General features: G+C 75.5%; 16 protein-coding genes, 1 tRNA gene and 1 riboswitch. Of the genes, 11 read left to right on the top strand and 6 right to left on the bottom strand.

All coding sequences use genetic code 11. The annotated features are described in order from the left end of the window. The first annotated feature begins 227 nt into the window (after positions 1-227). Entirely contained in the window at positions 228-863 is a 636-nt protein-coding gene (locus ACPC54_RS03525) for a bifunctional DNA primase/polymerase (protein WP_498960749.1), read from the top strand. A gap of 231 nt (positions 864-1,094) precedes the next feature. Here the strand turns inward: ACPC54_RS03525 and ACPC54_RS03520 are convergent, their stop codons facing one another. From ACPC54_RS03520 to ACPC54_RS03505, 4 genes are all read right to left on the bottom strand, one after another. Then, positions 1,095-2,078, bottom strand: a complete 984-nt coding sequence (locus ACPC54_RS03520) for a DUF5926 family protein (protein WP_498960747.1) — start codon at positions 2,076-2,078, stop codon at positions 1,095-1,097. 155 nt (positions 2,079-2,233) lie between these two features. Beyond that, complete coding sequence (locus tag ACPC54_RS03515) at positions 2,234-2,689, bottom strand: ATP-binding protein (protein WP_498960745.1); 456 nt, start codon at positions 2,687-2,689, stop codon at positions 2,234-2,236. Positions 2,690-3,138: 449 nt separating this feature from the next. Further along, entirely contained in the window at positions 3,139-3,963 is an 825-nt protein-coding gene (locus tag ACPC54_RS03510; protein ID WP_498960743.1) for a glycerophosphodiester phosphodiesterase family protein, read from the bottom strand. 90 nt (positions 3,964-4,053) lie between these two features. Further along, positions 4,054-5,469, bottom strand: a complete 1,416-nt coding sequence (locus ACPC54_RS03505) for a purine-cytosine permease family protein (RefSeq protein WP_498960741.1) — start codon at positions 5,467-5,469, stop codon at positions 4,054-4,056. Further along, positions 5,462-5,609, bottom strand: a riboswitch (TPP riboswitch). (Overlaps the previous gene by 8 nt.) A 232-nt stretch (positions 5,610-5,841) precedes the next feature. Between ACPC54_RS03505 and ACPC54_RS03500 the strand changes: the two genes are divergently transcribed. The 7 genes from ACPC54_RS03500 to ACPC54_RS03470 all read left to right on the top strand — a co-directional run bounded on the left by ACPC54_RS03500 (position 5,842) and on the right by ACPC54_RS03470 (position 13,692). Further along, entirely contained in the window at positions 5,842-7,815 is a 1,974-nt protein-coding gene (locus ACPC54_RS03500; protein WP_498960739.1) for a S1C family serine protease, read from the top strand. A 78-nt stretch (positions 7,816-7,893) separates the two neighbouring features. Continuing rightward, a tRNA-Ser gene (locus ACPC54_RS03495) sits at positions 7,894-7,981 on the top strand. Between the two features lie 151 nt (positions 7,982-8,132). Next, positions 8,133-8,960: a MerR family transcriptional regulator gene (locus ACPC54_RS03490; RefSeq protein WP_498960737.1), complete on the top strand. Its 828-nt coding sequence runs from the start codon at positions 8,133-8,135 to the stop codon at positions 8,958-8,960. A gap of 48 nt (positions 8,961-9,008) precedes the next feature. Further along, positions 9,009-10,334: an MFS transporter gene (locus ACPC54_RS03485; RefSeq protein WP_498960735.1), complete on the top strand. Its 1,326-nt coding sequence runs from the start codon at positions 9,009-9,011 to the stop codon at positions 10,332-10,334. Then, positions 10,331-11,695, top strand: a complete 1,365-nt coding sequence (locus ACPC54_RS03480; RefSeq protein ID WP_498960733.1) for an FAD-binding oxidoreductase — start codon at positions 10,331-10,333, stop codon at positions 11,693-11,695. Before ACPC54_RS03485 ends, ACPC54_RS03480 begins: the two co-directional genes overlap by 4 nt. A gap of 456 nt (positions 11,696-12,151) precedes the next feature. Beyond that, a complete protein-coding gene (locus tag ACPC54_RS03475; RefSeq protein WP_498960731.1) occupies positions 12,152-12,481 on the top strand; it encodes a hypothetical protein in 330 nt (109 codons plus the stop codon). A gap of 446 nt (positions 12,482-12,927) precedes the next feature. Continuing rightward, a complete protein-coding gene (locus ACPC54_RS03470; protein WP_498960729.1) occupies positions 12,928-13,692 on the top strand; it encodes a pyridoxine/pyridoxamine 5'-phosphate oxidase in 765 nt (254 codons plus the stop codon). 78 nt (positions 13,693-13,770) lie between these two features. Here the strand turns inward: ACPC54_RS03470 and ACPC54_RS03465 are convergent, their stop codons facing one another. After that, the gene (locus ACPC54_RS03465; RefSeq protein ID WP_498960727.1) at positions 13,771-14,835 is read right to left on the bottom strand and encodes an EamA family transporter; all 1,065 of its coding nucleotides are present in this window, start codon (positions 14,833-14,835) and stop codon (positions 13,771-13,773) included. 152 nt (positions 14,836-14,987) lie between these two features. Between ACPC54_RS03465 and ACPC54_RS03460 the strand changes: the two genes are divergently transcribed. From ACPC54_RS03460 to ACPC54_RS03450, 3 genes are all read left to right on the top strand, one after another. After that, positions 14,988-15,860 carry a DUF1906 domain-containing protein gene (locus ACPC54_RS03460; RefSeq protein ID WP_498960725.1) on the top strand — a complete coding sequence of 291 codons (873 nt, stop codon included), beginning with the start codon at positions 14,988-14,990 and terminating at the stop codon, positions 15,858-15,860. 61 nt (positions 15,861-15,921) lie between these two features. Beyond that, entirely contained in the window at positions 15,922-17,097 is a 1,176-nt protein-coding gene (locus tag ACPC54_RS03455) for a hypothetical protein (protein ID WP_498960723.1), read from the top strand. A 129-nt stretch (positions 17,098-17,226) separates the two neighbouring features. Next, positions 17,227-18,888, top strand: a complete 1,662-nt coding sequence (locus ACPC54_RS03450) for a long-chain fatty acid--CoA ligase (protein WP_498960721.1) — start codon at positions 17,227-17,229, stop codon at positions 18,886-18,888. 57 nt (positions 18,889-18,945) lie between these two features. Here the strand turns inward: ACPC54_RS03450 and ACPC54_RS03445 are convergent, their stop codons facing one another. After that, a complete protein-coding gene (locus ACPC54_RS03445) occupies positions 18,946-22,407 on the bottom strand; it encodes a hybrid sensor histidine kinase/response regulator (protein WP_498960719.1) in 3,462 nt (1,153 codons plus the stop codon). Between the last annotated feature and the right edge of the window lie 68 nt (positions 22,408-22,475).

Below are 22,475 nucleotides of genomic sequence, written 5' to 3'. Positions count from 1 at the left end.
CGCATACGGGATTCTCGTTCCATGGGCTGTGCTGGTCCGCGGCCCTTCTCATGTCGTGCCCCACCCCGTGTCCCATCCCGTGCTCCACGTCGTGGCCGAGCCCGTCCGCAGTGCCGCCCGCCCCCGCAGTTCCGCGTCCGGGGCCGTGCCGCCGCAGGTCCGCGTGGTGAGTTCCGAGGGGCCGTCCCGGTGGGCGAACCGAGCGGTCAGGGAAAGGAACGAGCGCCATGCGTGAGAATCCGAAGGCCCGGTCGGACGATGACTCCGCCCGGCTGGCCGCGGCCCTGACGGCCGCCGTCGACCACCGCTGGCCCGTGGTGCCGGGCGCCGTGCTGTGCGGCGGCCGCTGCTCCTGCGGCGACCCGGACTGCACCGTCCCCGGCGCGCACCCGCACGACCCGTCCCTGCTGGCCGCCACCACGGACGCCCGGATGGTGCGCTGGTGGTGGGAGCGGCAGAGCCCGGACGCGCCGGTGCTGGCGGCGACCGGTACGGCGGTCTCGGCGGTCAGCCTGCCGGCGGCGGCCGGTGCCCGGGCGCTGGTCTACCTGGGCGCGCTGCGGCTGCCGCTCGGCCCGGTGCTGGCGATGCCGGGCCGCTACGCGCTGTTGGTGGCCCCCTACTCGCTGGACTCGCTGGGCGAGATGCTCGCTCAACTCCCGTGGGTGCCGGGCTCGTTGCGCTACCACGGGCCGGGCGGCTTCCTGCCGTTGCCGCCCGGCGGCGGGGCCGGCCGGGTGCGCTGGGTGCTGGCGCCCCGCCCGGCGGCGGACGGCGGCGTCCGGCTGCCCCAGGTCGGGCCGCTGCTGGGCGAGTTGGTGGAGGCGACGGTCCGTCTGGACAGCGGGCGCTCGGCGTACTGAGGGGTGCGCCGTCGTGCGCGGAGGTCCGGGGGCGCGTGGGCGGCGTGCGCGAAGGCCCGTTCCGGAAAACAAAAAGATCCGACCGCTGGCGACGGGGGATGCACCAGCGGCCGGACGCTTTAGACAGTAACAAGGATCGGCGCCCGCGCCAATTTCCAAGACGCCCTGTACGCCGGGAAATTGCGCTTCCCGGCGACAATGTGACGCGTATCACCCCGATCCTGCGAGGCTTTAGTTCAAGGTGACCTGACGGTTCACCAGGTTTGCGCGGGCGCGCCGCTCCTCGGCGGTGAGCGGCGTTCCGTCGGCGAGCGTGGCGGCGAGTCGCTCGGCGAACTCGGCGGCGGGCTTCTCGCAGTCGGCGGCGGTCATCGTGAGCGGCAGGTCCCACACCGGGACGGTCAGGCCGTGCGCGCGGAACGAGCCGACCAGCCGGGTGTCCGCGCCGAGCGAGGCCTCGCCGGCGGCGTTCAGCCGGGCCAGCGCGTCGAGCAGCTGCTCCTCGGGGACGGTCATCACCCAGCGCAGGTGGTTCTTGTCCGGGGTGCCGCACCAGTAGGCGGCGTCGACGCTGCCCAGCTTCTCGGTCGGGATGGCCGAGGCGTTGGCGCGCTCCAGCGAGGCGGCGACCTCGCCGGTGGCGGTCTCGGCGTCCTCCAGCCAGAACTCGAAGCCGGTGTGCACGGTGGGCGCGAACGCGGCGGAGGCGTCCAGCAGGTCCTGCAGGCGGCGCCCGCCGGGGACGGTCCGGCGCGCGGGGACGGGGCTGCCCGGCTCGGTGGCCAGGGCCAGCTCCAGGGCGTCCGCGAGGTCGCGGCTGAGGTCGCCGGAGGAGGACTGGGTCTGCAGGCCGAGCAGGATCGAGCCGTCCTGGCGGCGCAGCGCCGGCCAGGCCAGCGGCAGCACGGTGGCCAGGGTCACCGACGGGACGTCACCGGTGGCGCCCTCGGCCACCCCGGCGGCCAGCGTCAGCGGCACCGTGGCGGCGGGCACCAGCTCGCGCAGCGCGACCCAGTCGGCCTCGCCCGGCAGGCCCTCGAACGGGCGGTGCACCAGCTCCTGGACGGCGTGCGAGGCCTCCCGGCCGTGGCAGGCCTTGTAGCGGCGGCCCGAGCCGCAGGGGCAGGCCTCGCGGGCCCCCACCACGGGGACCTCGCCCGTGACGGCGGTGGTGGACTGGCGCTGCGGCGCCTTCTTGGCGGCCTTCTTGCCCATGCTGCGGCTCTCCCGGGGACGTGGTCCTGTTGCTCGGGAGAGCCTACTGACGTTCCCCGGGCGGGCGGGAACGCGCCGGGGCGGGCCCGGTGCGATCCGCCGCCCGGCCCGGGCGGCAGGGCCGGGCCGGCTGCCGCCCGCGCGGGAGACGGACCCTAGGCCGAACGGGCGTCGCCGCCGGTGCGCCGGGCGTGCCGGGCGCGCGCGGGCAGCGCGGCCCAGACCGTCACCTCGCCGGGCGCGTCGCGCACGCCCCAGTCGCTGGCCAGCTGGTCGACGATGCTCAGGCCGCGGCCGCCGCGCGAGGTCAGCGAGGGGCTGGCGGGCAGCGGCCGGGTGGCCGCGCCGCCGTCGGTGACCTCCAGGGTCAGCACGCCGTCCGTGTGCATCTGCCAGCGGACCAGCACGCCGCCGGCCGGCTCGTCCCGGTCCTCGCCGTGGCCGTCCGGTCTGCTCTCGCCCCGGCCGTCCTCGTGCTCGGTGGCGCCCGGTGCGGGGTGCTTCCCCGAGGGGACGCCGACCAGCACCTGGTCCACCACCTCCGCGCGGGCGCCGCGGCCGAGGGCCGTCAGCGGGCCGAGCGGACGGGCGTACCGGCAGGCGTTGCTCAACAGCTCGGAAAGGATCAGTACGGCATCATCAATGACCGGTTCCGGTATCTGCCGGTCACCCAGATCTCGACGCAGTCGGCGCCGTGCGACCCCGACACTCGCTGGGCCGTGCGGCACTGCCATGGTCGATGAAGTCGGCACTTCGCGCGCCACCATCAACGCCACCCCCGGACCTCCTTCAGCGTATGCCGAGGGAGAGATGCCCCTTGGTAATGCGTCGGAAACGACCGTCCGGCGATCCCGGCGGCCCATTTCCGGCGGCACGACGGACGGTGGACGAGAGGTCATTCCGCGCTCACCCTCCGTCGCCCGCGCGGAAGAATTCCGGCAATAACGTGCCCGGAAGGTTTGACTGCCGACCGAAACGTTCAGGTTGGCCGAGGACGTCGTTCCCGGCCCGGCGGATCACCGCCGGCGCGCGGGCCCGGACCACCCCCGCGCGGCCCGGCTCAGCGGCCGAGCTGCTTCAGCACCTCGGCCGGCCGGTTGGTGATGATCGCGGACACCCCGAGCTCCAGGCACAGCTCGACGTCGGCCGGCTCGTCCACCGTCCACACGTGCACCTCGTGCCCCAGCTCGCGCAGCCGCGGCACCAGGTCCGGCCTGGCCCGGATCAGGTCGATGCCCGGCCCGGCGATCCGCGCCCCGCCCGGCAGCGGCCTGCCCTCGCGCAGCCGGCCGAGCAGCGGCAGCATCCGCTCGATCAGGAAGACCCGGCGGTAGTCCGGCGCGGCCTCGGCCACCCGGGTCAGCGCGATCGAGGAGAAGCTCATGATCCGGGCGGACGGGCGGTCGCCCTCCCGCTCCGGGCCGATCTTGAACCGCTCCAGCATCGCCAGCAGTTCGGCCTCCACCCGGCCGCGGAAGCGCACCGGGTGCTTGGTCTCGATCGCCAGGTCCACCGGGCGGCCGCAGTCCACCACCAGCTCCAGCAGGCGCTCCAGCCGCAGCACGCCGCGCAGCTCCGGGTCGGTGCTGGGGCGGCCGGTCTTCCACGCGCCGAAGTCGTACGCCTCCAGCTCGGCGAGGGTCATCGCGGAGACGGTGCCGCGGCCGTTGGACACCCGGCCGATCCGGCGGTCGTGCACGCAGACCAGGTGGCCGTCCGCGGTGACCCGGACGTCGCACTCGACCGCGTCCGCGCCCTCGTCCAGGGCGCGCCGGTAGGCCGCCAGGGTGTGCTCGGGCAGGGCGTGGGAGGAACCGCGGTGGGCGATCACCTGGACGGGCGGCGCGGTGCGCGCCGCCGCCGAGGGCAGGTCTTTGCTGGTCACAGCGCTAACGATAGGCGGCGGAAGTGAAGCGGAGGCGAAGACGGTCCCAACCTGCGGGGCCGTCTTCGCCTCCGGACGCCGTGCCCGGGGTCAGCCCCGGCCGGTGCGGCGGGTGAGCGGGGTGAGCGCCCAGGTGGCCAGCGCGGGCACCAGGAAGGCGAACAGCGAGGCCGAGGTCCACTCCTGCGGCGTGAAGTGCAGCGTCTCCTGGGCCGAGGTCCAGAAGCCCGTCCACCAGTCGGCGACCTCGGTCGGCGCGAGGAACTGGTAGACCGCGAAGCCCAGCACCCACGGCAGCAGCATCAGCCAGCGGGACGGCGCGTCGGCCGCGAGGTTCCAGCCGGACCGGCCCGCGCCGAAGAAGTAGTCCACCGCCAGCACGGCCAGCAGCGGCACGAACACCGAGCCGATCAGGCCGAGGAAGTTGCTGTAGGTGTCGGTGAACCGGTCGATCCGCAGCGCCAGCACGGTGGTCAGCAGGCCGATCGCGCCGCTCAGCACCCGGCGGTCCACCCGCGGCAGCAGGTTCTGCACCGACATCGCCGTCGAGTAGACGTTGGCGAAGGACTGGTCGGTCTCGCGCAGCACCAGCACCAGCAGGAACAGCCATCCGAACGACACCCCGAGGAAGGAGTCGAAGATCTTGTTCGGGTCGCCGTCCGACTGCAGCAGCGCCATCAGGCCGAGCACGTAGCACCAGACCTGGGCGACCGTGTAGCCGGAGAAGCTGCCCCAGAAGGCCGACCGCGCGGTGCGCGAGTGCCGGGTGTAGTCGGCGGCCAGCGGGACGAAGGAGATCGACACCGCGATCATCGTGTCGGTCGCGTGCAGGAAGCCCGTCCAGTTCCCGGCGCCCGGGTCCGGCACGCCCTGGCGGCCCAGCTGGACGGTGAAGTACACCATCGCCACGGCCACCGCCCCGGCCACGAACCGGCGCAGCACCGCGATCGAGCCCAGCGGCCAGATGGTCAGCGCGGTGGTCAGTGCGCCGGCGAGCAGCACGAACAGCCAGCGGTAGCCGCTGGTGTGCGCGACGGTCTGCGCGCCGGCCGAGATGGTCAGCAGCTCGAACACGCCCCAGCCGACGCACTGGACGATGTTCAGCACGGTCGGCAGGTACGACAGCCGGGTGCCGAACAGCCCGCGCAGGTTCGCCATCGCGGGCGCGCCGGTGCGGGCGCCGATCAGCGCGGCCACGGCGAGCATCGCGGTGCCGACCGCCGTCCCGGCCACGATCGCGGTCACCGCGGCGGCCAGCGACAGCTCGCTGTCCTTGGCGCCGAGCACGGTGGCGGCGGTGGAGAAGCCGATCAGGCTGACGCCGAGGTTCATCCAGAGCGCGAAGTGGTCCCGGAAGCGCAGCGTGCGCGGCGGTTCGGTGTCCAGGACGAGCGGGGCCTCGGCCCGTCCCGGGTGGTCGAGCACGGCGGTCGGCGCGGCGGCCGGACCGGGGAAGTCCTTGGACGCGGGCGCGCCCTCGGAAGGGGATGGCGAAGCAGGCGGCACGGCCGATACTCCCTACGCCGGCATTACCCGGACAGGTTCCGGCGGTCAGCGCCCCCTCGACGGTTCGCCGTCAGTCCAGTGGCGTACCGTCGACATGCGCACTCTCAGCCTGGTGGGTCCAAGCTCCCGCGTGTCAGTTTGGAGCGACAGGCTAACCGGCGCCGGGGGGTGAACACCAAGGCCAGGGGTGCGCGACCCGCATTGCGGGACGCCCGCCGGGGTGGGGGAGCGGCCGGTCGCCCGAGGTCAGCGGGCCCGAACGTCGGTGGCGGCTAAGGATTCTTATGAGTTCTTCAGAGGGGTCCTTACGGCGATCGAATCGGCGGTGCGAAAAACTATGGTCCTTGGTCCTGTCAGCTATGGAGGTCGTCCGTGAGCACCGAGCGCGAGGTTGGGCCCACCGGGCCGCAGGGGGAGCAGCCCTCGGGCAGCCAGGGAGCGGACGCTCCCGCTGCCGACGCCCCTGCTCAGGGCGGCGGGCACAAGCCGACCATGGCGTTCAGCCGGATCCCGGACCCGGCGGCGAAGGCCGGGCCGGAGCCGGCGGCCGAGCCGGTCGAGGCCCCCGCGGCCGACGCCGCGGCCGCGGCCCCCGCTGACGGCGGGCACAAGCCGACCATGGCGTTCAGCCGGATCCCCGACCCGGCGGCGAAGGCCGAGCCGGCCGAGGCCGCTCCCGTCGCGGCCGCTCCCGTCGAGCCGGCGCCGGCCGAGGGCGGGCACAAGCCCACCGTCGCCTTCACCAAGGTCCCCGCGCCGGAGGCCCCGGCGGCGCCCGCCGCCGAGCCCGTCACCGCGGCGCCCGCGGCGGCCGAGTCGGCCGAGCCCGCCGTCGACCCCGTCACCGGCTACCTCGACGCGCCGCCGCCGGTCCTGCCGCCCGCGCCGCCCGCCGCCGCGTCGGCCGCCCCCGTCCCGGCCGCGCTGCCGCAGGGCGACAACCCGTACGCCACCCCGACCCACGGCGTCCCGGCCGCCGGCGCGCAGGACCCGTACGGCGCCGCGCCCGTCCCCGGCGCGGACCCGTACGGTGCGGCGCCCGCGCCGATGACCGGCGGCCCGGCCGCGCACGCCCACCACCCCTTCGGCGCCGGCCAGCCGCTCGGCGGCTGGGGCGCCCACGACGCCACCGGCGGCCCCGGCCACCCCGGCGGCCCGGCCGGCCCGCTCGGCTACCCGGCCGAGTACCCCGGCGGCCCGCAGGGCCCGTCCGGCCCGCGCAAGAAGCGCGGCGCCCTGGTCGCCCTGGTCGCCGCCGTCGCGCTGGTCGCCGGTGTGGCCGGCGGCGCGATCGGTGTGACCGTCGCGAAGAACGACGACAGCGGCAGCTCCGCGAACGACCACCGCAGCACCACCGTCCAGGCCAGCAACACCCAGAAGACCGAGCCCGCCCCCGGCTCGATCGCCGGCATCGCGCAGAAGGCGCTGCCCAGCGTCGTCACCATCAAGGCGCAGGGCAACGGCGAGTCCGGCACCGGCACCGGCTTCGTCTTCGACACCGAGGGCCACATCCTCACCAACAACCACGTGGTCGCGCCGACCCTCGGCGCCGGCGGCGGCAAGCTGACCGTCAAGTTCGCCGACGGCACCTCCTACAACGCCTCGGTGCTGGGCAACGCGTCCGGCTACGACGTCGCCGTGGTCAAGATCGAGAACCCGCCGAAGAACAAGCTGGCGCCGCTCCCGCTGGCCGACTCCGACAAGGTCAACGTCGGCGACACCACCATCGCGATCGGTGCGCCGTACGGCCTGGAGTCCACCGTCACCAGCGGCATCGTCAGCGCCAAGGACCGCCCGGTCGCCTCCGGCGACGAGACCGGCTCGCAGGCCTCGTACATGAACGCCCTGCAGACCGACGCCTCGATCAACCCCGGCAACTCCGGCGGCCCGCTGCTCGACGCCAGCGGCGCGGTGATGGGCATCAACTCGGCGATCCAGTCCAACGCCTCCGCCAACGGCCGGGCCGGCAGCATCGGCCTGGGCTTCGCCATCCCGATCAACCAGGCGAAGTGGGTGGCCGACACCCTGATCAAGACCGGCAAGCCCGTCTACGCCAAGCTCGACGTGCTGCGCAACGACGACTACAAGGGCGACGGCGCGCAGATCCAGACCCGCGACATCCAGGGTCAGCCGCCCGTCACCCCGGGCGGCGCCGCCGACAAGGCCGGCCTCAAGGCGGGCGACGTCATCACCAAGCTCGGCGGCGCGCCGATCGAGAACGGCCCCGCCCTGGTCAGCCGGATCTGGACGCACAAGCCCGGCGAGACCGTCGACGTCGAGTACACCCGCAACGGCCAGCCCTTCTCCACCAAGGTCACCCTCGGCTCGCGCGAGGGCGACCAGTGACCTCCGGCCACTGACCCCGGCCACCGGTGAAACCGTGTGCACCGAACCCCCGCGAAACCGTTAGGCTGACCTCCGCCTGGAGAGCTGCCCGAGCGGCCTAAGGGAACAGTCTTGAAAACTGTCGCATGGTGACCCCATGCCGTGGGTTCGAATCCCACGCTCTCCGCCGGTAGGAGAACACCTGCTCAGGGCGGGTGCCGAGAACATTCGGCACCCGCCCTCGGCGTTTGCGGGTGGGCCGGCCGCGAGCCTCCTGCGGGCCCGCCGCAGGCCGGAGTTGACCCTGACACCGTGGCAGGCGGTGGAGTGGAGACACCATGTTGACCATCGGAGACTTCGCCAGCCACGGCCGGGTATCGGTACGGATGCTGCGCCACTACGACGCGATCGGACTGCTGCGGCCCGCCCGGGTGGATCCGGTCAGCGGCTACCGCTCGTACGAGGCGGCCCAACTCACCCGGCTGAACCGGGTGATCGCGCTCAAGGAGCTCGGCTTCACGCTGCACCAGGTGAAGGCCGTGCTCGACGAGGAGCTGGGCGCCGCCGAACTGCGCGGGATGCTGCGCCTGCGGCGGGCCCAGCTCGCCGAGGCGATCGCGGCGGACGAGCAGCGGCTGACCCGGGTGGAGGCGAGGCTCCGAACGATCGAGAGCGAGGGACAGATGTCCGAGCACGATGTCGTGGTGAAGCCGGTGCCGTCCGTCCGAGTGGCCCAACTGACCGCCGTGGCAAGGAGTTACCAGCCCGAGGACATCGGGCCGGTGATCGGCCCGCTGTTCGCCGAGCTGTGCCGCCGGGTCGCCGAGGCCGGGATCGAGGAGACCGGCCCGTCCGTCGCCTGCTACCAGGACGGGCCGGACGGCGACGGCTCGGTCCTGGTCCGGGCCGCCGTACCGGTCGCGTCCTCGGTGCCGGGCGGCCGCGACGACTTCGAGGTCGTCGACCTGCCGTCGATCGCGGCGGCGGCGTCCGTCGTGCACCGCGGCCCGATGGACGCGGCGGTGGGCAGCTTCCAGGCACTGGCCCGCTTCATCGAGGAGAACGGCTACCGCTCGGCCGGCTACGCCCGGGAGCTCTACCTGGAGTGCCCCGAGGACCAGGCCGGGTGGGTGGTCGAGCTGCAGGAGCCGGTGGTCCGCCGGTAGCGGCGCGGCTTGCCCTCGACCTGGTCGAGGGTCCTAACGTCGCCCGGCGTGACCACCGCGACCGCTCCCGCCGGGGCCCCGCCGCACGCCGCGCTGCCCCGGCCGTACCTGCTCTGGCTGGTCGGCACCCAGGCCGGGCTGCTCGGCGACGCCGCGCTGTACTTCGCCCTCGGCTGGGCCGCCTCCGCGCACGGCGGCGGCGCGGCCGGGCTGGTGCTGACGGCGCTCACCGTGCCGCGCACCGCACTCGTCCTGCTGGGCGGCGCGGTAGCGGACCGGTACGGCGCCCGGCGGGTGATGCTCGTCGGGGACGCGGTGATGCTGGCCGCGACCGCCGCCCTGGCGGTCGCGGCCGGTGGCCGGGACGTGTCGCCGGCACTGCTGGTCGCGGCGGCGGCCGTGATCGGGACGGTCGACGCGTTCTACCTCCCGGCGAGCGGGTCGATGCCGCGCCGGCTGGTGCCCGCCGAACAGCTGCCCCGGGCGCTCGCGCTGCGGCAGGCCGGCGGGCAGAGCGCCGTGCTGCTCGGGGCGCCGCTGGGCGGCCTGCTGGTCGCCGCCGGCGGGCTGTCCGGCGCGGCGGCCGTGGACGCGGTCAGCTTCGGCGTCCTCCTGCTGGTCCTGCTGCGGGTCCGGCCGCCGATGCGCGCGGCGGGCCGGGAACCGTCCACCGGGCGTACCGGCGCTCTGCTGCGCGAGGCGGCGTCCGGGGTCCGGCTGGCGCTGCGCGACCCGCTGCTGCGGGCCGCGCTGCTGCTCACCGGCGCCGCCGCCGGGGGCGTCCTGCCGGTCGTGTCGCTGCTCGCACCGCTGCTCGCCCGGTCGCACGGCTGGGCGGCGGGAACGGCCGGGCTGGTCACCGGCGGACAGGCGGCCGGAGTGCTCGCGGTCGCGGGCCTGGTCGCCTGGCGCGGCACGCTGCCCCGCACGGGGGTCGGGGCGGCGGCCGGGCTCTGCGCGGCGTCGACGGGCATCGCGCTGCTGGCCCTGGCCTCGGCCCCGGTCGTCGCGGTGACGGGCGGCGCGGTGGCCGGCGCGGGATCCGGGCTGTTCGCGAGCCACCTCGGGCCGCTGGTGCTGGGTGGCGCCCCGGCGTCCCATCTCTCGCGCGTGCAGGCGCTGTTGACGCTGGTGCAGAGCCTCGCGCTGGTGCTCGCCAACGGCCTGCTCGGCCTGCTCGCCGACCGCACGGGCGCCGCCCTGCCCACCCTCCTGTGCGCCGTCGCCACCGCGGCCACCGGCCTCGCCGCCCTCGCCACCCCGGCCCTGCGCCGCGCCCGAGCCGGCGGCCGGGCGAGGCCCACTTGCCCGCCCCCTCCCCTCCGGGCAGAGTGCAGAGGCGGGGCGGCGGACGGTGAGCGGAGGCGGCGATGAGTGACCTGACGGACCGACTGGCGCAGGGCCTCCCGGCGGAGGCCGTGGTGGTGGATCCGGACGTGACCGCCGCGTACCGGCACGACATGGCGGGCTTCTGCGCCGCCGGCACGCCCGCCGTCGTCGTCTTCCCCGAGTCGGTCGAGCAGGTGCGGCACGTGATGCGCACCGCCACCGAGCTGCGCGTCCCGGTGGTGCCGCAGGGCGCCCGGACGGGGCTGTCCGGGGCCGCGAACGCCGTCGACGGTTGCGTCGTGCTGTCCACGGTGAAGCTGGACCGGATCCTGGAGCTGGACCCGGTGAACCGGATCGCGGTGGTCGAACCCGGCGTGGTGAACGCCGAACTGTCGCGCGCGGCGGCCGAGTTCGGCCTGTCCTACCCGCCGGACCCGTCCAGTTGGGAGTCCTGCACGATCGGCGGCAACATCGGCACCGGCGCGGGCGGGCTCTGCTGCGTGAAGTACGGCGTCACCGGCGAGTACGTGCTCGGCCTGGACGTGGTGCTGGCGGACGGGCGGCTGCTGTCCACCGGGCGCCGGACGGCCAAGGGCGTCGCCGGGTACGACCTGACCCGGCTGCTGGTGGGCTCGGAGGGGACGCTGGGCGTGGTGGTCCGGGCGGTGCTGGCGCTGCGTCCCGCGCCGGAGCCGCAACTGGCGCTGGCGGCGGAGTTCCCGAGCCCGGACGCGGCCGGGGAGGCGGTCTGCGCGGTGATGGCGAGCGGTCTGACGCCGTCGCTGATGGAGCTGATGGACGCGGTCTCGGTGCGGGCCGTCAACGAGCTGGCGCGGATGGGCCTGCCGGAGTCGACCCAGGCGCTGCTGCTGGTGGCCTTCGACGGGCCGGACCGGGCGGCCGAGTCGGCGCGGGTCGCGGAGCTGTGCCGGGCGGCCGGGGCGACGGAGGTGGTGCCGGCCGAGGACCAGGCGGAGTCGGACCTGCTGCTGGAGGCCCGACGGCTGGCGCTGCCCGCGATGGACCGGCTGGGCACGACGATGATCGACGACGTGGCGGTGCCGCGCTCCCGGCTGGCCGAGATGCTGAACGGGGTCGCGGCGATCGCCGAGCGGCACGCGCTGACCATCGGGGTGGTCAGCCACGCCGGGGACGGCAACACCCATCCGATCGTGATCTTCGATGCCTCGGACGAGGACCAGACGGTACGGGCGCAGCGCTCCTTCGACGAGATCATGGCGCTCGGTCTGGAGCTGGGCGGCACGATCACCGGGGAGCACGGGGTGGGGCTGCTGAAGCGGGAGTGGTTGGCGCGCGAGCTGGGGCCGGTGGCGCTGGACCTGCAGCGGCAGCTGAAGGCGGTCTTCGACCCGCTGGGAATCCTCAACCCGGGCAAGATGGTCTGATGTTCAACGCACCGGCGAAGCCTTCTTTTCGCACAGTCACACCCTCCCTTTCGGTATGACTTTCTGATCGTACAGAAATGGCTGGAAATATCGACACGGAAGGGTGATCGAACTTTTTGGGGGCGCATTCGCGAGGGCAGTGCGCCGGGGTGGTGCGCCCGGCGGCTTGCGCGGTGTCGGCGTGCCGCTCGGCGGGCGTCCCCGGCGTGGTCGCCGTTCGGGTGAAGTGCCAGCTCGGCGGCGGTGTGTCGGAGCGCTGTCCGTTCCCGTCGCCGTTGTTCGCCGGCCGGGTGGATATCACGCGAACGGGCGAAAAGAGTTCCGGGAACTCGCGCTTTGTCGATTTGTTGCGGAAGTCTGTCCCTCGGCGTCGCAGCCGTAGGCGTTCGTCTGGCCGGCGAACTCCCGCATATTCTGCTCGACCATTGCACGATTAACTGCTTCTTGGAGGCTTTCATGGATCGCATCCACACCCGCCGGGCGGCCGGGTTCCTGCTCGCCGCCCCGCTCGCGGCGGGGCTGCTGCTGGCGGGCCCCGGGGCCGCCGCCGCCGACAACGGCGCGGGCGCCGCCAGCGGCTCCAACGCCGGGGTGGTGTCCAACGTCGGCACCGGCAACGTCTTCGGCGGCGTCGACGGCAACTACGTCTCGACCCAGCAGACCGCGACCGGCTCGGGCGCCTCGAACCAGAACAACACCCTCGGGGTGAAGGACAACGCGGGGAACGTCCTGGCCGGCCAGGGCAACAAGAACATCAACGTCATCCTCGCCCCGGACTTCCACTGACCGCCCCGGGCACCACCGAGGGCGGGGGCGCCCGAGGTGGCGGGTCGCGGGTGAGCTGAGCACCCGCGGCGGGCCCGGAGCAGTCGCTCGGAGGACCGAGGACGAACCCAGGACGACCGTGGACCACGGAGGACGACCAAAGGACCTCGGAGGACACCGGAGGACGACAGCGGACGACGGAAAGACGACAAGCGCATGACCGGCCGGCGGAAAGGGTCTCCGCGAACCGGTTCCGTGGGCGGTGCCGACACCGGCACCGCCCGCCAGCGCGTTCCGGGCCCGCCCCACCCGCCCCCGCCTGCCCGGACGCGCCCAGCGAGGGCCCGGGCCCGGCGGCGTCGGCCCTCGGCGGTACGGTTGCGCTCCGACAGCGCACCGCGCGCCCGGGCCGACAGGACGGCCCGGCCGGGGTGGCGACCGCGGCGACCGGAGGGAAGGGGCACGCGATGGCTGAGGAGGAGGGCCTGACCGGCCCGCGCGCGGACCGGCCCGCACCGGAGCCGTACGCGCGACCGCTGCAGTCCGAGCGCACGTCCGGCCCGGGTTCCGTCCCCGAGCTGCTGCTCGGCCGCCCGCCGATGGCCCGCCCGCTGCCGAGCTTCGACCACGAGGCCGCCCCCGCCGAGCCCGGCCCGCTGTTCGTGCAGTGGCTCGCCACCGCGCTGGACGCCGGAGTGCTGGACCCGCAGGCCTTCACCCTCTCCACCGTCGACGCGGACGGCATGCCGGACGCCCGGGTGCTGGTGCTGCGCGACGTCGACGCGGTCGGCACCGGCTGGAACTTCTCGGCCACCGCGGACAGCCCCAAGGGCCGCCAGCTCGCCGACCACCCGGCCGCCGCGCTGACCGTCTACTGGCCGCAGCTGGGCCGCCAGGTGCGCGTGCGCGGCACCGTCGAGCGGGCCGCCGACCTGGTCGCCGCCGCCGAGTTCGCCACCCGCTCGCCCGCCGCCCGGGCCACCGCGATGGTCGGTCGGCAGAGTGAGCAGCTGGGCGCGCTCGGCGAGTTCGACGAGGCGATGGAGGCCGCCCAGCGCCGGCTGGAGGCCGCCCCGGACCTGGTCGCGCCGGGCCACGCGGTCTACACCCTGTGGGCGCACGAGGTGGAGTTCTGGCAGGGCGACACCCGGCGCCGGCACGTCCGGCTGCGCTACACCCGCACCGGCCCGGTCCGCACCCCGGAGTGGACCCGCACCCTGCTCTGGCCGTAACGCCGTAACGCCGTAACGCCGTAACGCCGTAACGCCGTAACGCCGTAACGCCGTAACGCCGCAGCGCCGCGGCGGCCCCTACCGCCGCCCGGTCAGCGTGGCGCCCACGCTGGCCGCCACCACGCAGCCGATCCCGGCCAGTTGCGGCAGCCCCAGCAGCTGGCCGAGCACCACCAGCCCGACCAGCGCGCTGACCGCCGGCTCCAGGCTGACCAGCACGCTGAACACCCGCTGCGGCATCCGGCGCAGCGCCGTCATCTCCAGCGCGTACGGGATCACCGGCAGCAGCACCGCGACCCCGGCCACCGCGGCGAGCAGCAGCGGCGGCGAGGCGCCGGGCGCGGTCAGCCCGTCCCAGGCCTCGCCGAGCCCGAACGGCGCCAGGGCGAGCGCGCCGACCGTCATCGACACGGCGAGCCCCTGGAAGCCCTCGAACACGGCGCCGACCCGGTCGGTGAACAGGATGTACGCCGAGTAGCAGGCGGCCGCCCCGAAGGCGTACAGCAGGCCGACCGGGTCCAGCGAGCCGCCGTCGCCGCCCTCGCCGAGCAGGGTCAGCAGGACGACCCCGGCCGCCGCGAGCAGCGCCCAGAGCAGGTGGCTGGCCCGCCGGGCGAAGAACAGGGCGACGGCCAGCGGGCCGAGGAACTCGATGGTCGCGGCGGTGCCCATCGGCAGCCGGTCGATCGCCCCGGCGAACAGGTAGGTCATCCCGGCCGAGGCCACGCCGAGCAGCGCGGCCGCGGCGAGGTCGCGCGGCCGCTTGCCGCGCAGCCTGGGCCGGGTGGCGGCGAGCAGGATGACGGCGGCGAAGCCGAGCCGCAGGAAGGTCGTGCCGCTGACCCCGAGCGGGCCGAACAGCGGCTTGGACAGCGCGATGCCGGTCTGCACCAGGAACATCGCGGCCAGACACAGCAGCGGCGCCGGGATCCTCTCCGGGCGCCGCAGGATCGTGCCGATCCGGCCGGTCGACCGGCCGGGGGCCGCCCCCGGGGGCGCCGCGGAGCCGGGCTCCCCGGCTCGTCGCCAGCTGCCCCGCTCGCCGGCGGGCTCGCCCTTGGGGGCGGGCGGCATGGCCAGGGCCTCGGCGACGGCGGCGGCCGACGTCGGGGCAGCGGTTTCGCTGGGACGGGAGGTGGGCATGCTGACGAGTTTGCCGTAAGGAGTGAGGGGCGAGCAAGCTCGTTACAAATATCGGGACGGATGCGGACGGGTGCGTCCGAAAGGGTGGACTCGCGGAGGCCCTGCGGCGTGGTTGCGGCGTTCGTCCGATGGTCCGTCAGTATCAAGGCCGGGTGCGCTATCTCCGCCCCGCGGCCCTGCTCGCCGCCTCCCTCGTGCTCCTGCTGGCCACCGGCGGGACGGGCGAGAGCGCCGAGGCCACCGCCCCGGCCGCCGCCGCCGTCCCGCGCATCCGGGCCGTCACCCTGCCCGACCGGGTCGGCCCGCCCAAGGTCCGCGACACCTGGTCCGGCCCCGCCTTCGACGCCTGCTCCGCACCCGCGCTCGACACCCTGCGGGCCTGGCGCGGCACCTCCCCGTACGGGGCGCTCGGCATCTACGTCAGCGGCGGCCAGCGCGGCTGCACCCAGCCCCGGCTCAGCGCCGACTGGGTCCGCCAGGCGCGGGCGATGGGCTGGCGCTTCCTGCCGGTGCACGTCGGGCTGCAGGCGCCCTGCGCCGACCCGACCCACAAGCCCAGGCGGATCGACCCGGCGAACGCCGCCCGCCAGGGCCGGGACGAGGCGGACGAGGCGGCGCACGCGCTCCGCTCGCTCGGCTTCGGCCGAGGCGCCCCGGTCTACCTGGACATCGAGTCCTACCCGGTGCGCGATCCGGCCTGCGGCCAGGCCGTCGTCGAGTTCACCCTCGGCTGGACCCAGGCCCTGCACGCGGCCGGCTACCGCTCCGGCTTCTACTCCAGCCTCGACTCCGGCGTCGCGGACCTGGCCGCCGCCGCCCGGGCCGGCAGCTCCCCGCTGCCCGACGCACTCTGGTACGCCCGCTGGGACGACCAGGCCGACACCGCCGGCTCCGGCCGGCTCGCCGCCGACCTCTGGGCCTCCCACCAGCGCGTCCACCAGTACCGGGGCAACGTCGAGGAGACCTACGGCGGCGCCGCCCTCACCATCGACCGCGACCAGGTGGACGGCCCGACCGCCGACTGACCGCCGGGCCGCGCCCGGATTGGGTGACTCCCCGTTCAGCGCAGACCGAAGGGGGACAGGCATGCCGCACGGCCGGGATCCGGGCGGCGCCGAGGGGTACGGCGCCGCACCGCGGCACAACCCGTACGCGCAGCCGGTGCCGAACAACCCGTACGCGCAGCCCGTACCGCCGCAGCCGTACGGCCAACAGTCTTACGTCCCACCGCAGTTCGACGCTCCGCCGGACCCGCGGCCGGCGCGGCCCGGCGGCTTCCCCGGCCCGCTGCCGCGCCGCAACCGCGCGCTCGTGCTGCTGCAGTTCGTCCTGCAGTGGATCTACGCCCCGCTCTGGATCCTCGGCCTGGTGCTGGTCTTCGTCGTCGTGCTCATCGCGGCCGTCGCGGACGCCGCGAGCATCGACGGCCCCAGCTCGGACGGCTGGCTCCGGGTCAACCGGAGCTTCATCCCGCCGCGCCGCCTCCGGGCCGAGCTCAGCGGCCGCCCGGAGGTCTGGGAGCGGTACGTCACGCCGGTCCTGGCGCGCCGGATCGCCGCCGCCGAGGCGAGGTACGCGGCCGGCGACGGCACCGTGCTGCCCGACCACGGCCGGGAGGTGCGGGTCGAGCTGGCGGTGCGGCTGTACCGGGGCCTCGGCGCGGCCGGCGTGGTCCGGCTCGCCGAGCGGCACGGCTGGCGCGGCGTCGAGTCCGGGGCCGACCCGCAGCACGTCCGGCTCGCCCGCGCCTTCCCCGCCCCGGCGGTGCCCCCGCCGTCGCCGCAGGATCCGCCGGCCGCCCCGGGCACCCCGTGGGGCCCGCAGCCGGTCCGCTTCGCGCCGCTGCTGCCGCTGATCGCGGTGGCGCAGCTCCTCTACGTCCCGGTGTTCGGCGTGCTGACCTGCTGGGTGAGCCACCCGGAGCCGGACTGGTGGGACCGCTGGGGCGCCCGCTGGACGGTCGGCCCGCGCGCCTTCCGTGCCGAGTTCACCAACAGCCCGGCCGCCTGGGAGCGCCACGTCCGCCGCATCCTCAAGCGCCACGCCAAGGCGCCGGACCGGCCCGCCGGCACCGCCCCGGACCCGGCCGCCCTGCAGCGGATCCGGCTCAGCCGGGCCACCTACCGGGGCATCGGCGCCCAGCGGGCCCTGCGCATCGCCGCCGAACAGGGCTGGCGGGTCGACCCGGCCTACCTCCCCGACCCCGCCCACAACCTCCACCTCGCCCGGCCGCTGTCGGGCGAAATCGGGGCGAATCCGTGATCCTCGCAACGAGGCCGGAGGGCTGACAGCGTGCGGGCGGAGCGGCACAATCGGGCACGTCCGCGCGCATTACCGCCCAGTAGGTGCCCGCAGGCGCAGCCGCCAGAGCCGCCCGGTCAAGGAGGACCCGTGTTCAGCACGATGCAGGACGTCCCGCTCACCGTCGCCAGGATCCTGGAGCACGGGTCCACCATCCACGCCCGGTCGACCGTCACCACCTGGGACGGCACCGGCCCGGTGGTCCGGACGTACGCCGAGGTCGGCGCCCGCGCCGCGCAGCTCGCGTACGCGCTGCGCGACGAGCTCGGGGTGCGCGCCGACGACCGGGTCGCGACCCTGATGTGGAACAACGCCGAGCACCTGGAGGCGTACCTGGCCGTCCCCTCGATGGGGGCGGTGCTGCACACCCTCAACCTGCGACTGCCCGGTCAGCAGCTGTCGTTCATCGTCAACCACGCCGCCGACCACGTGATCATCGTCAACGGCAGCGTCCTGCCGCTGCTCGCCGCCGTGCTGCCGGAGCTGGCGCCGACGCTCAAGCACATCGTGGTCAGCGGCCCCGGCGACCGCTCCCTGCTCGCCGGGTTCCCGGGCACCGTGCACGACTACGAGGAACTGATCGCGGGCCGGCCCACCGCCTACCCGTGGCGCACCGACATCGACGAGCGGCAGGCCGCCGCGCTCTGCTACACCTCCGGCACCACCGGGGACCCGAAGGGCGTGCTGTACAGCCACCGCTCGATCTACCTGCACTGCATGCAGGTCAACACCGGCGACAACTTCGCCTTCACCCCGCGCGACACCGCGCTGCCGGTGGTGCCGATGTTCCACGTGAACGCCTGGGGCATCCCGCACGCCGCCTTCATGTCCGGCGCCAACCTGCTGATGCCGGACCGCTTCCTGCAGCCCAAGCCGATGGCCGAGATGATCGCCGCCGTCCGCCCCACCGTCAGCGCCGCCGTCCCCACCATCTGGAGCGGCCTGCTGGACGAGCTGGACGCGGGCGACTACGACACCTCCAGCCTGCGCATGGTGGTCATCGGCGGCAGCGCCTGCCCGCCCTCGCTGATGAAGGCCTTCGACGACCGCCACGGCATCCGGGTGCTGCACGCCTGGGGCATGACCGAGACGTCCCCGCTGGGCTCCTTCGCCCAGCCGCCCGGCGGCCTCACCCCCGAGCAGGAGTGGCCGTACCGGATCACCCAGGGCATCTTCCCGGCCTCCGTCGAGGCCCGGCTGATCGGCCCGGGCGGCGAGCGGATGCCGCACGACGGCGTCGCGGCCGGCGAGCTGGAGGTGCGCGGCCCGTGGATCGCGGCGGCGTACTACGGCGGCGCCGGGCAGGACCCGGTCCGCCCGGACGACAAGTTCTCCGAGGACGGCTGGCTGCGCACCGGCGACGTCGGCACCATCACCGCGGACGGCTACCTGACCCTGACCGACCGGGCCAAGGACGTGATCAAGTCGGGCGGGGAGTGGATCTCCTCGGTCGACCTGGAGAACGCCCTGATGGCCCACCCCGAGGTGGCCGAGGCCGCCGTGGTGGCCGTCCCGGACGAGAAGTGGGGCGAGCGCCCGCTGGCCACCGTGGTGCTGCGCCCGGGCGCGACGGCGGGGCTGAAGGAGCTGCGGGCCTTCCTCGCCGAGCGGATCGCCTCCTGGCAGCTGCCGGAGCGCTGGTCGATCGTGGAGTCGGTGCCGAAGACCTCGGTCGGCAAGTTCGACAAGAAGGTGATCCGGGCCAGCTACGCGGCGGACGAACTGGACGTCACGGTGCTCGGCAAGGAGTAGCGGCGACGCGAGGGGGCCGGTTCCACGTGGAACCGGCCCCCTCGCGCGTTCGCGTGCTCAGCCCGCGGCGGCGACGCCCGCCTCGCCCATCGTGCCGATCCGCCCGAGCAGGTCGACGATCCGGGACTGCACGTCCGCGCTGGTCGAGCGCTCGGCGAGGAACAGCACCGTCTCGCCGGTGCGCAGCCGGGGCAGCTCGCGCGGGTCGAGGTCCACCGAGGTGTAGACCACCAGTGGGGTGCGGTGCAGCCGGTCGTTGGCGCGCAGCCAGTCCAGCAGGCCGACCCGGCGGCGGCGGATCTGCAGCAGGTCCATCACCACCAGGTTGGGCTGCACGCTGCTGGCCCGGGACACCGCGTCGTTCTCGTCCGCCGCGTGCTCGACGTGCATGCCACGCCGCTCCAGGCTGCTGATCATGGCGGCGGCGATGTCCGGGTCGCTCTCGACCAGCAGCACCCGCGGGGCGTGGTGCTCGCCGTCGCGCGGGGCGAGGGCGCGCAGCAGCACGGCCGGGTCGGCGCCGTACGCGGCGTCCCGGGTGGCCTGGCCGAGGCCGGCGGTGACCAGCACCGGGATCCGCCGGTTGAGCGCGGCGGTGCGCAGCGACTGCAGCGCGGTGCGGGTGATCGGGCCGGTCAGCGGGTCGACGAAGAGCGCGGCCGGGTCGGCGGTGGCCTGGGCGTCCACCTCCTCGCGGGAGCGGACGATCACCGGGTGGTAGCCGCGGGCCTGCAGCGCCTGCTGGGTGGCCGGGTCGGGCTCGGGCCAGACCAGCAGCCGGCGGGTGTCGGCCGGATCGCCGGGTGCGGCGGCCGGCGACTGCCGCTCACCGCCGCGGTCCGGGGCGGGAGGCAGCTCGGCCATCGGGCGCGCGGCGGGGCGGGCCTCGGCCGATGGGGGTCCCCCCGGCCGGAGGCTGGGGGAGGGCGACTGCGCCGGCAGCGCCGGGGGCCCGAGCGGGCGCGGCGGGGCCAGCTCGGCCAGGCCGGTGCCGACCGGGCGCGCGGCGGCCGGGGCCTCGGTCGTCGGCAGCGCGGGCCGGGCGGGCTCCAGCGCGGTGCCGGTGGCGGCGCCGCGGTCGGTCGGCTGCTGCTCCGGGCCGGGGCCGGGCGGGACGGCGAGGCGGCGCCGGCGGCCGGTGGGCGCGGCGGCGGCCGGTTCGGGCGGCGCGGGCGGCGGACCGGCGGGCAGGGCGTGCTCCAGGCCGGGGTAGACCGGCGCGTCGGGCAGTCCGGGCAGGGCGAGGCCGCCGCCGGAGGAGTCCTCGGCGGAGGGCAGGCCGCGGCGCCGGCGGGGCTTGGCCTCGCCGCCGTCGCCAGCCGGGGCGCCGGGCTGCTCGGGGGCGGCCTCGGCGGCGGTCGGGCCGGGGCCGAGCGCGAGCGGCTCACGGCCGCCGGGCCGGGCCTGCGGCGGGCGGCCGCCCTCGACGGGCACGGCGTAGGCGGGGCCGGAGCCCCCGTCGTCCTTGCCCCACGGGTCGTTCTGGGCGCCGTCCGGGCCGGGCAGGCCCTGGCGCCCGTACGCGGGGTCGTTGCCGGTGCCGTGCCACTGCTCGGGGACGTCCCGCTCGATCCGGGCGGGGGCGTTCGGCCACTGGTCGGCGGGCGTGGCGGGGGCCGGGGCCGCCGGGGTCTCGGCGGCGGGCCGGCCGCGGCGGCCGCGCCGCTCGGCGGGCGGCTCCTCGGCGGGCGCCGGCCGCGGTTCGGCGGCGTTGCGCTCCGGCTGCCCGCCCTTGGCGGCGTCCCGGGAGTTCCTGGAGTCCGGGGCGTTCGCGGCGGCCGCGCCGTTCGCTGCGGGCCGGTCCGGGTCGCCGCTGCTGGGCAGCTGCGGGATGCCGGGCAGCTCGGGCAGGACGGCGCTGTCGCTCTCCTTGGGCCGGTCCGAGCGGCCCTCGGCGGCGGCGCGTTCGGCGGCGGCCTTCGCGGCGACCGGGTCCAGCGGCAGCTCGACGACGTACGTGGTGCCGGCCTTGCCGGGCAGTTCGTGCGGCTGGAGGACACCGCCGTGGCGCTCGACCACCGCGCGGGCTATCGGCAGGTGGACGGGGCTGCCGCCGCGGCCGGGGCCGCGGATCTCCACCCGGGCGACCTCGCCGCGCTGCGCGGCGGCCAGCACGACGGTCGGCGGTTCGGCGGCGGCCGGCGCGGGGACCGGGCCGGGCAGTCCGGGGACGGCCAGGCCGGGGGAGGCGGGGGCGGGGGCGTCCAGCGCGAGGCCGATCCCGCTGACGTCGGCGACCAGGTGGGCCAGCGCCTGGGCGAGGCGCCGCTCGTCGGCGATCACCTCGACCGCGGCGGCGTGCACCGAGAACCGGACCCGGCCCGGGCCGGTCAGCTCGCCGGCCTCCTCGACGGCCCGCCGGACCACCCGGTCCAGGCCGACCGGGACGCGCTGCTCGGCCGGCTTCCGGCCGCCCTTGCCGTCCTTGTCCCCGCCCTCGGCCGGGGCGGCCTCGCCGGACTCGGCGCGCTGGTGGGCCAGCACGCCGTCGATCAGTTTCCCGTAGCGGCGGCACTCGTCGGCGAGCCGGCGCAGCGTCCAGTTGGCCTCCGGCCAGAGCTGCCCGGCCGGGTCGGCGGCGAGCGTCTCCAGCCGCTGGTTCAACGCGCTCAGCGCGCTGCCGAGTTCGCCCTCCAGGACGGCGGTGAGGTGCTCGTTGCGGGCGACCAGGGCGAGTTCGCGGCTGCGGTCGGTGAACGTCATCACCGCGCCGACCAGCTGGTCGCCGTCCCGGACGGGGGCGGTGGTGAGGTCGACGGTGACCGGCCGGCCGTCCTTGCGCCACAGCACGGTGCCGCGCACCCGGTGCTTGCGCCCGGAGGCCAGGGTGTCCAGCAGCGCGGACTCCTCCAGCGCCAGCGGGGTGCCGTCCGGCCGGGAGTGCTGGATCAGCGGGTGCAGCTCGCGCCCGCCCAGCTCGCTCGCCCGGTACTCCAGGATGTGCGCGGCGGCCGGGTTGACCAGTACGCAGCGCCCTTCGAGGTCCACCCCGAGCACGCCCTCGGCGGCGGCCCGCAGGATCATCTCGGTCTGCTTGTGCTGGCGGCGCAGCTCGGCCTCGACGCCGAGCCGGCCGGAGAGGTCGCGGACCAGCAGCAGGAGCAGGTCCGAGGAGGAGGGGGAGCGCGAGCCCTCGCGGTACGGGTCGTACGGGACGAGCGGGGAGAGCGCGTAGCCGCGGCCCTCGCTGCCGTCGTCGGTGAAGTCGTTGCCGGAGACCTCGACCGGGAAGGTGACGCCGTCGGTGCGGTGGGCGGTCATCCGGACCGGGCGTTCGAGCGGCTCGCCCTCGCGGGTGGCCGGGCGCATCGAGCCCGGGATGCGGCTCGGGTCGAACTCGGGCAGCAGGCCCAGCACGCCCATGCCGACCAGTGAGGTGCCCGGCGCCTGCAGCGCCTGGACGGCCGCGCTGTTGGCGTCCACGACGGTGCCGTTGCTGTTCACCAGCAACAACGCGTCGGGCAGGGCGTCGAGTATGGCGGCGAGGCGAGCAGCGCCTCGGATCGGCCTGCTGCTCACGTCGACAGGTCTCCTCGGCTCAGGGCAGCTCCTCCGGAGACGGCAGTATCTCATTCTTCTTTGCGGCG

Origin of the sequence: Kitasatospora sp. NPDC094028 (assembly GCF_049543595.1) — a bacterium.
Taxonomy (GTDB): Bacteria; Actinomycetota; Actinomycetes; order Streptomycetales; family Streptomycetaceae; genus Kitasatospora.
The sequence above is the reverse complement of the archived record's forward strand: the minus strand, read 5'-3'. Positions and strand labels throughout refer to the sequence as shown.

Coding starts and splice junctions, on each gene's coding strand:
- ACPC54_RS03455 (WP_498960723.1), top strand. CDS start 15,922: ATGCCGCACGGCCGGGATCCGGGCGGCGCCGAGGGGTACGGCGCCGCA.
- ACPC54_RS03465 (WP_498960727.1), bottom strand. CDS start 14,835: ATGCCCACCTCCCGTCCCAGCGAAACCGCTGCCCCGACGTCGGCCGCC.
- ACPC54_RS03525 (WP_498960749.1), top strand. CDS start 228: ATGCGTGAGAATCCGAAGGCCCGGTCGGACGATGACTCCGCCCGGCTG.
- ACPC54_RS03475 (WP_498960731.1), top strand. CDS start 12,152: ATGGATCGCATCCACACCCGCCGGGCGGCCGGGTTCCTGCTCGCCGCC.
- ACPC54_RS03490 (WP_498960737.1), top strand. CDS start 8,133: ATGTTGACCATCGGAGACTTCGCCAGCCACGGCCGGGTATCGGTACGG.
- ACPC54_RS03480 (WP_498960733.1), top strand. CDS start 10,331: ATGAGTGACCTGACGGACCGACTGGCGCAGGGCCTCCCGGCGGAGGCC.
- ACPC54_RS03470 (WP_498960729.1), top strand. CDS start 12,928: ATGGCTGAGGAGGAGGGCCTGACCGGCCCGCGCGCGGACCGGCCCGCA.
- ACPC54_RS03520 (WP_498960747.1), bottom strand. CDS start 2,078: ATGGGCAAGAAGGCCGCCAAGAAGGCGCCGCAGCGCCAGTCCACCACC.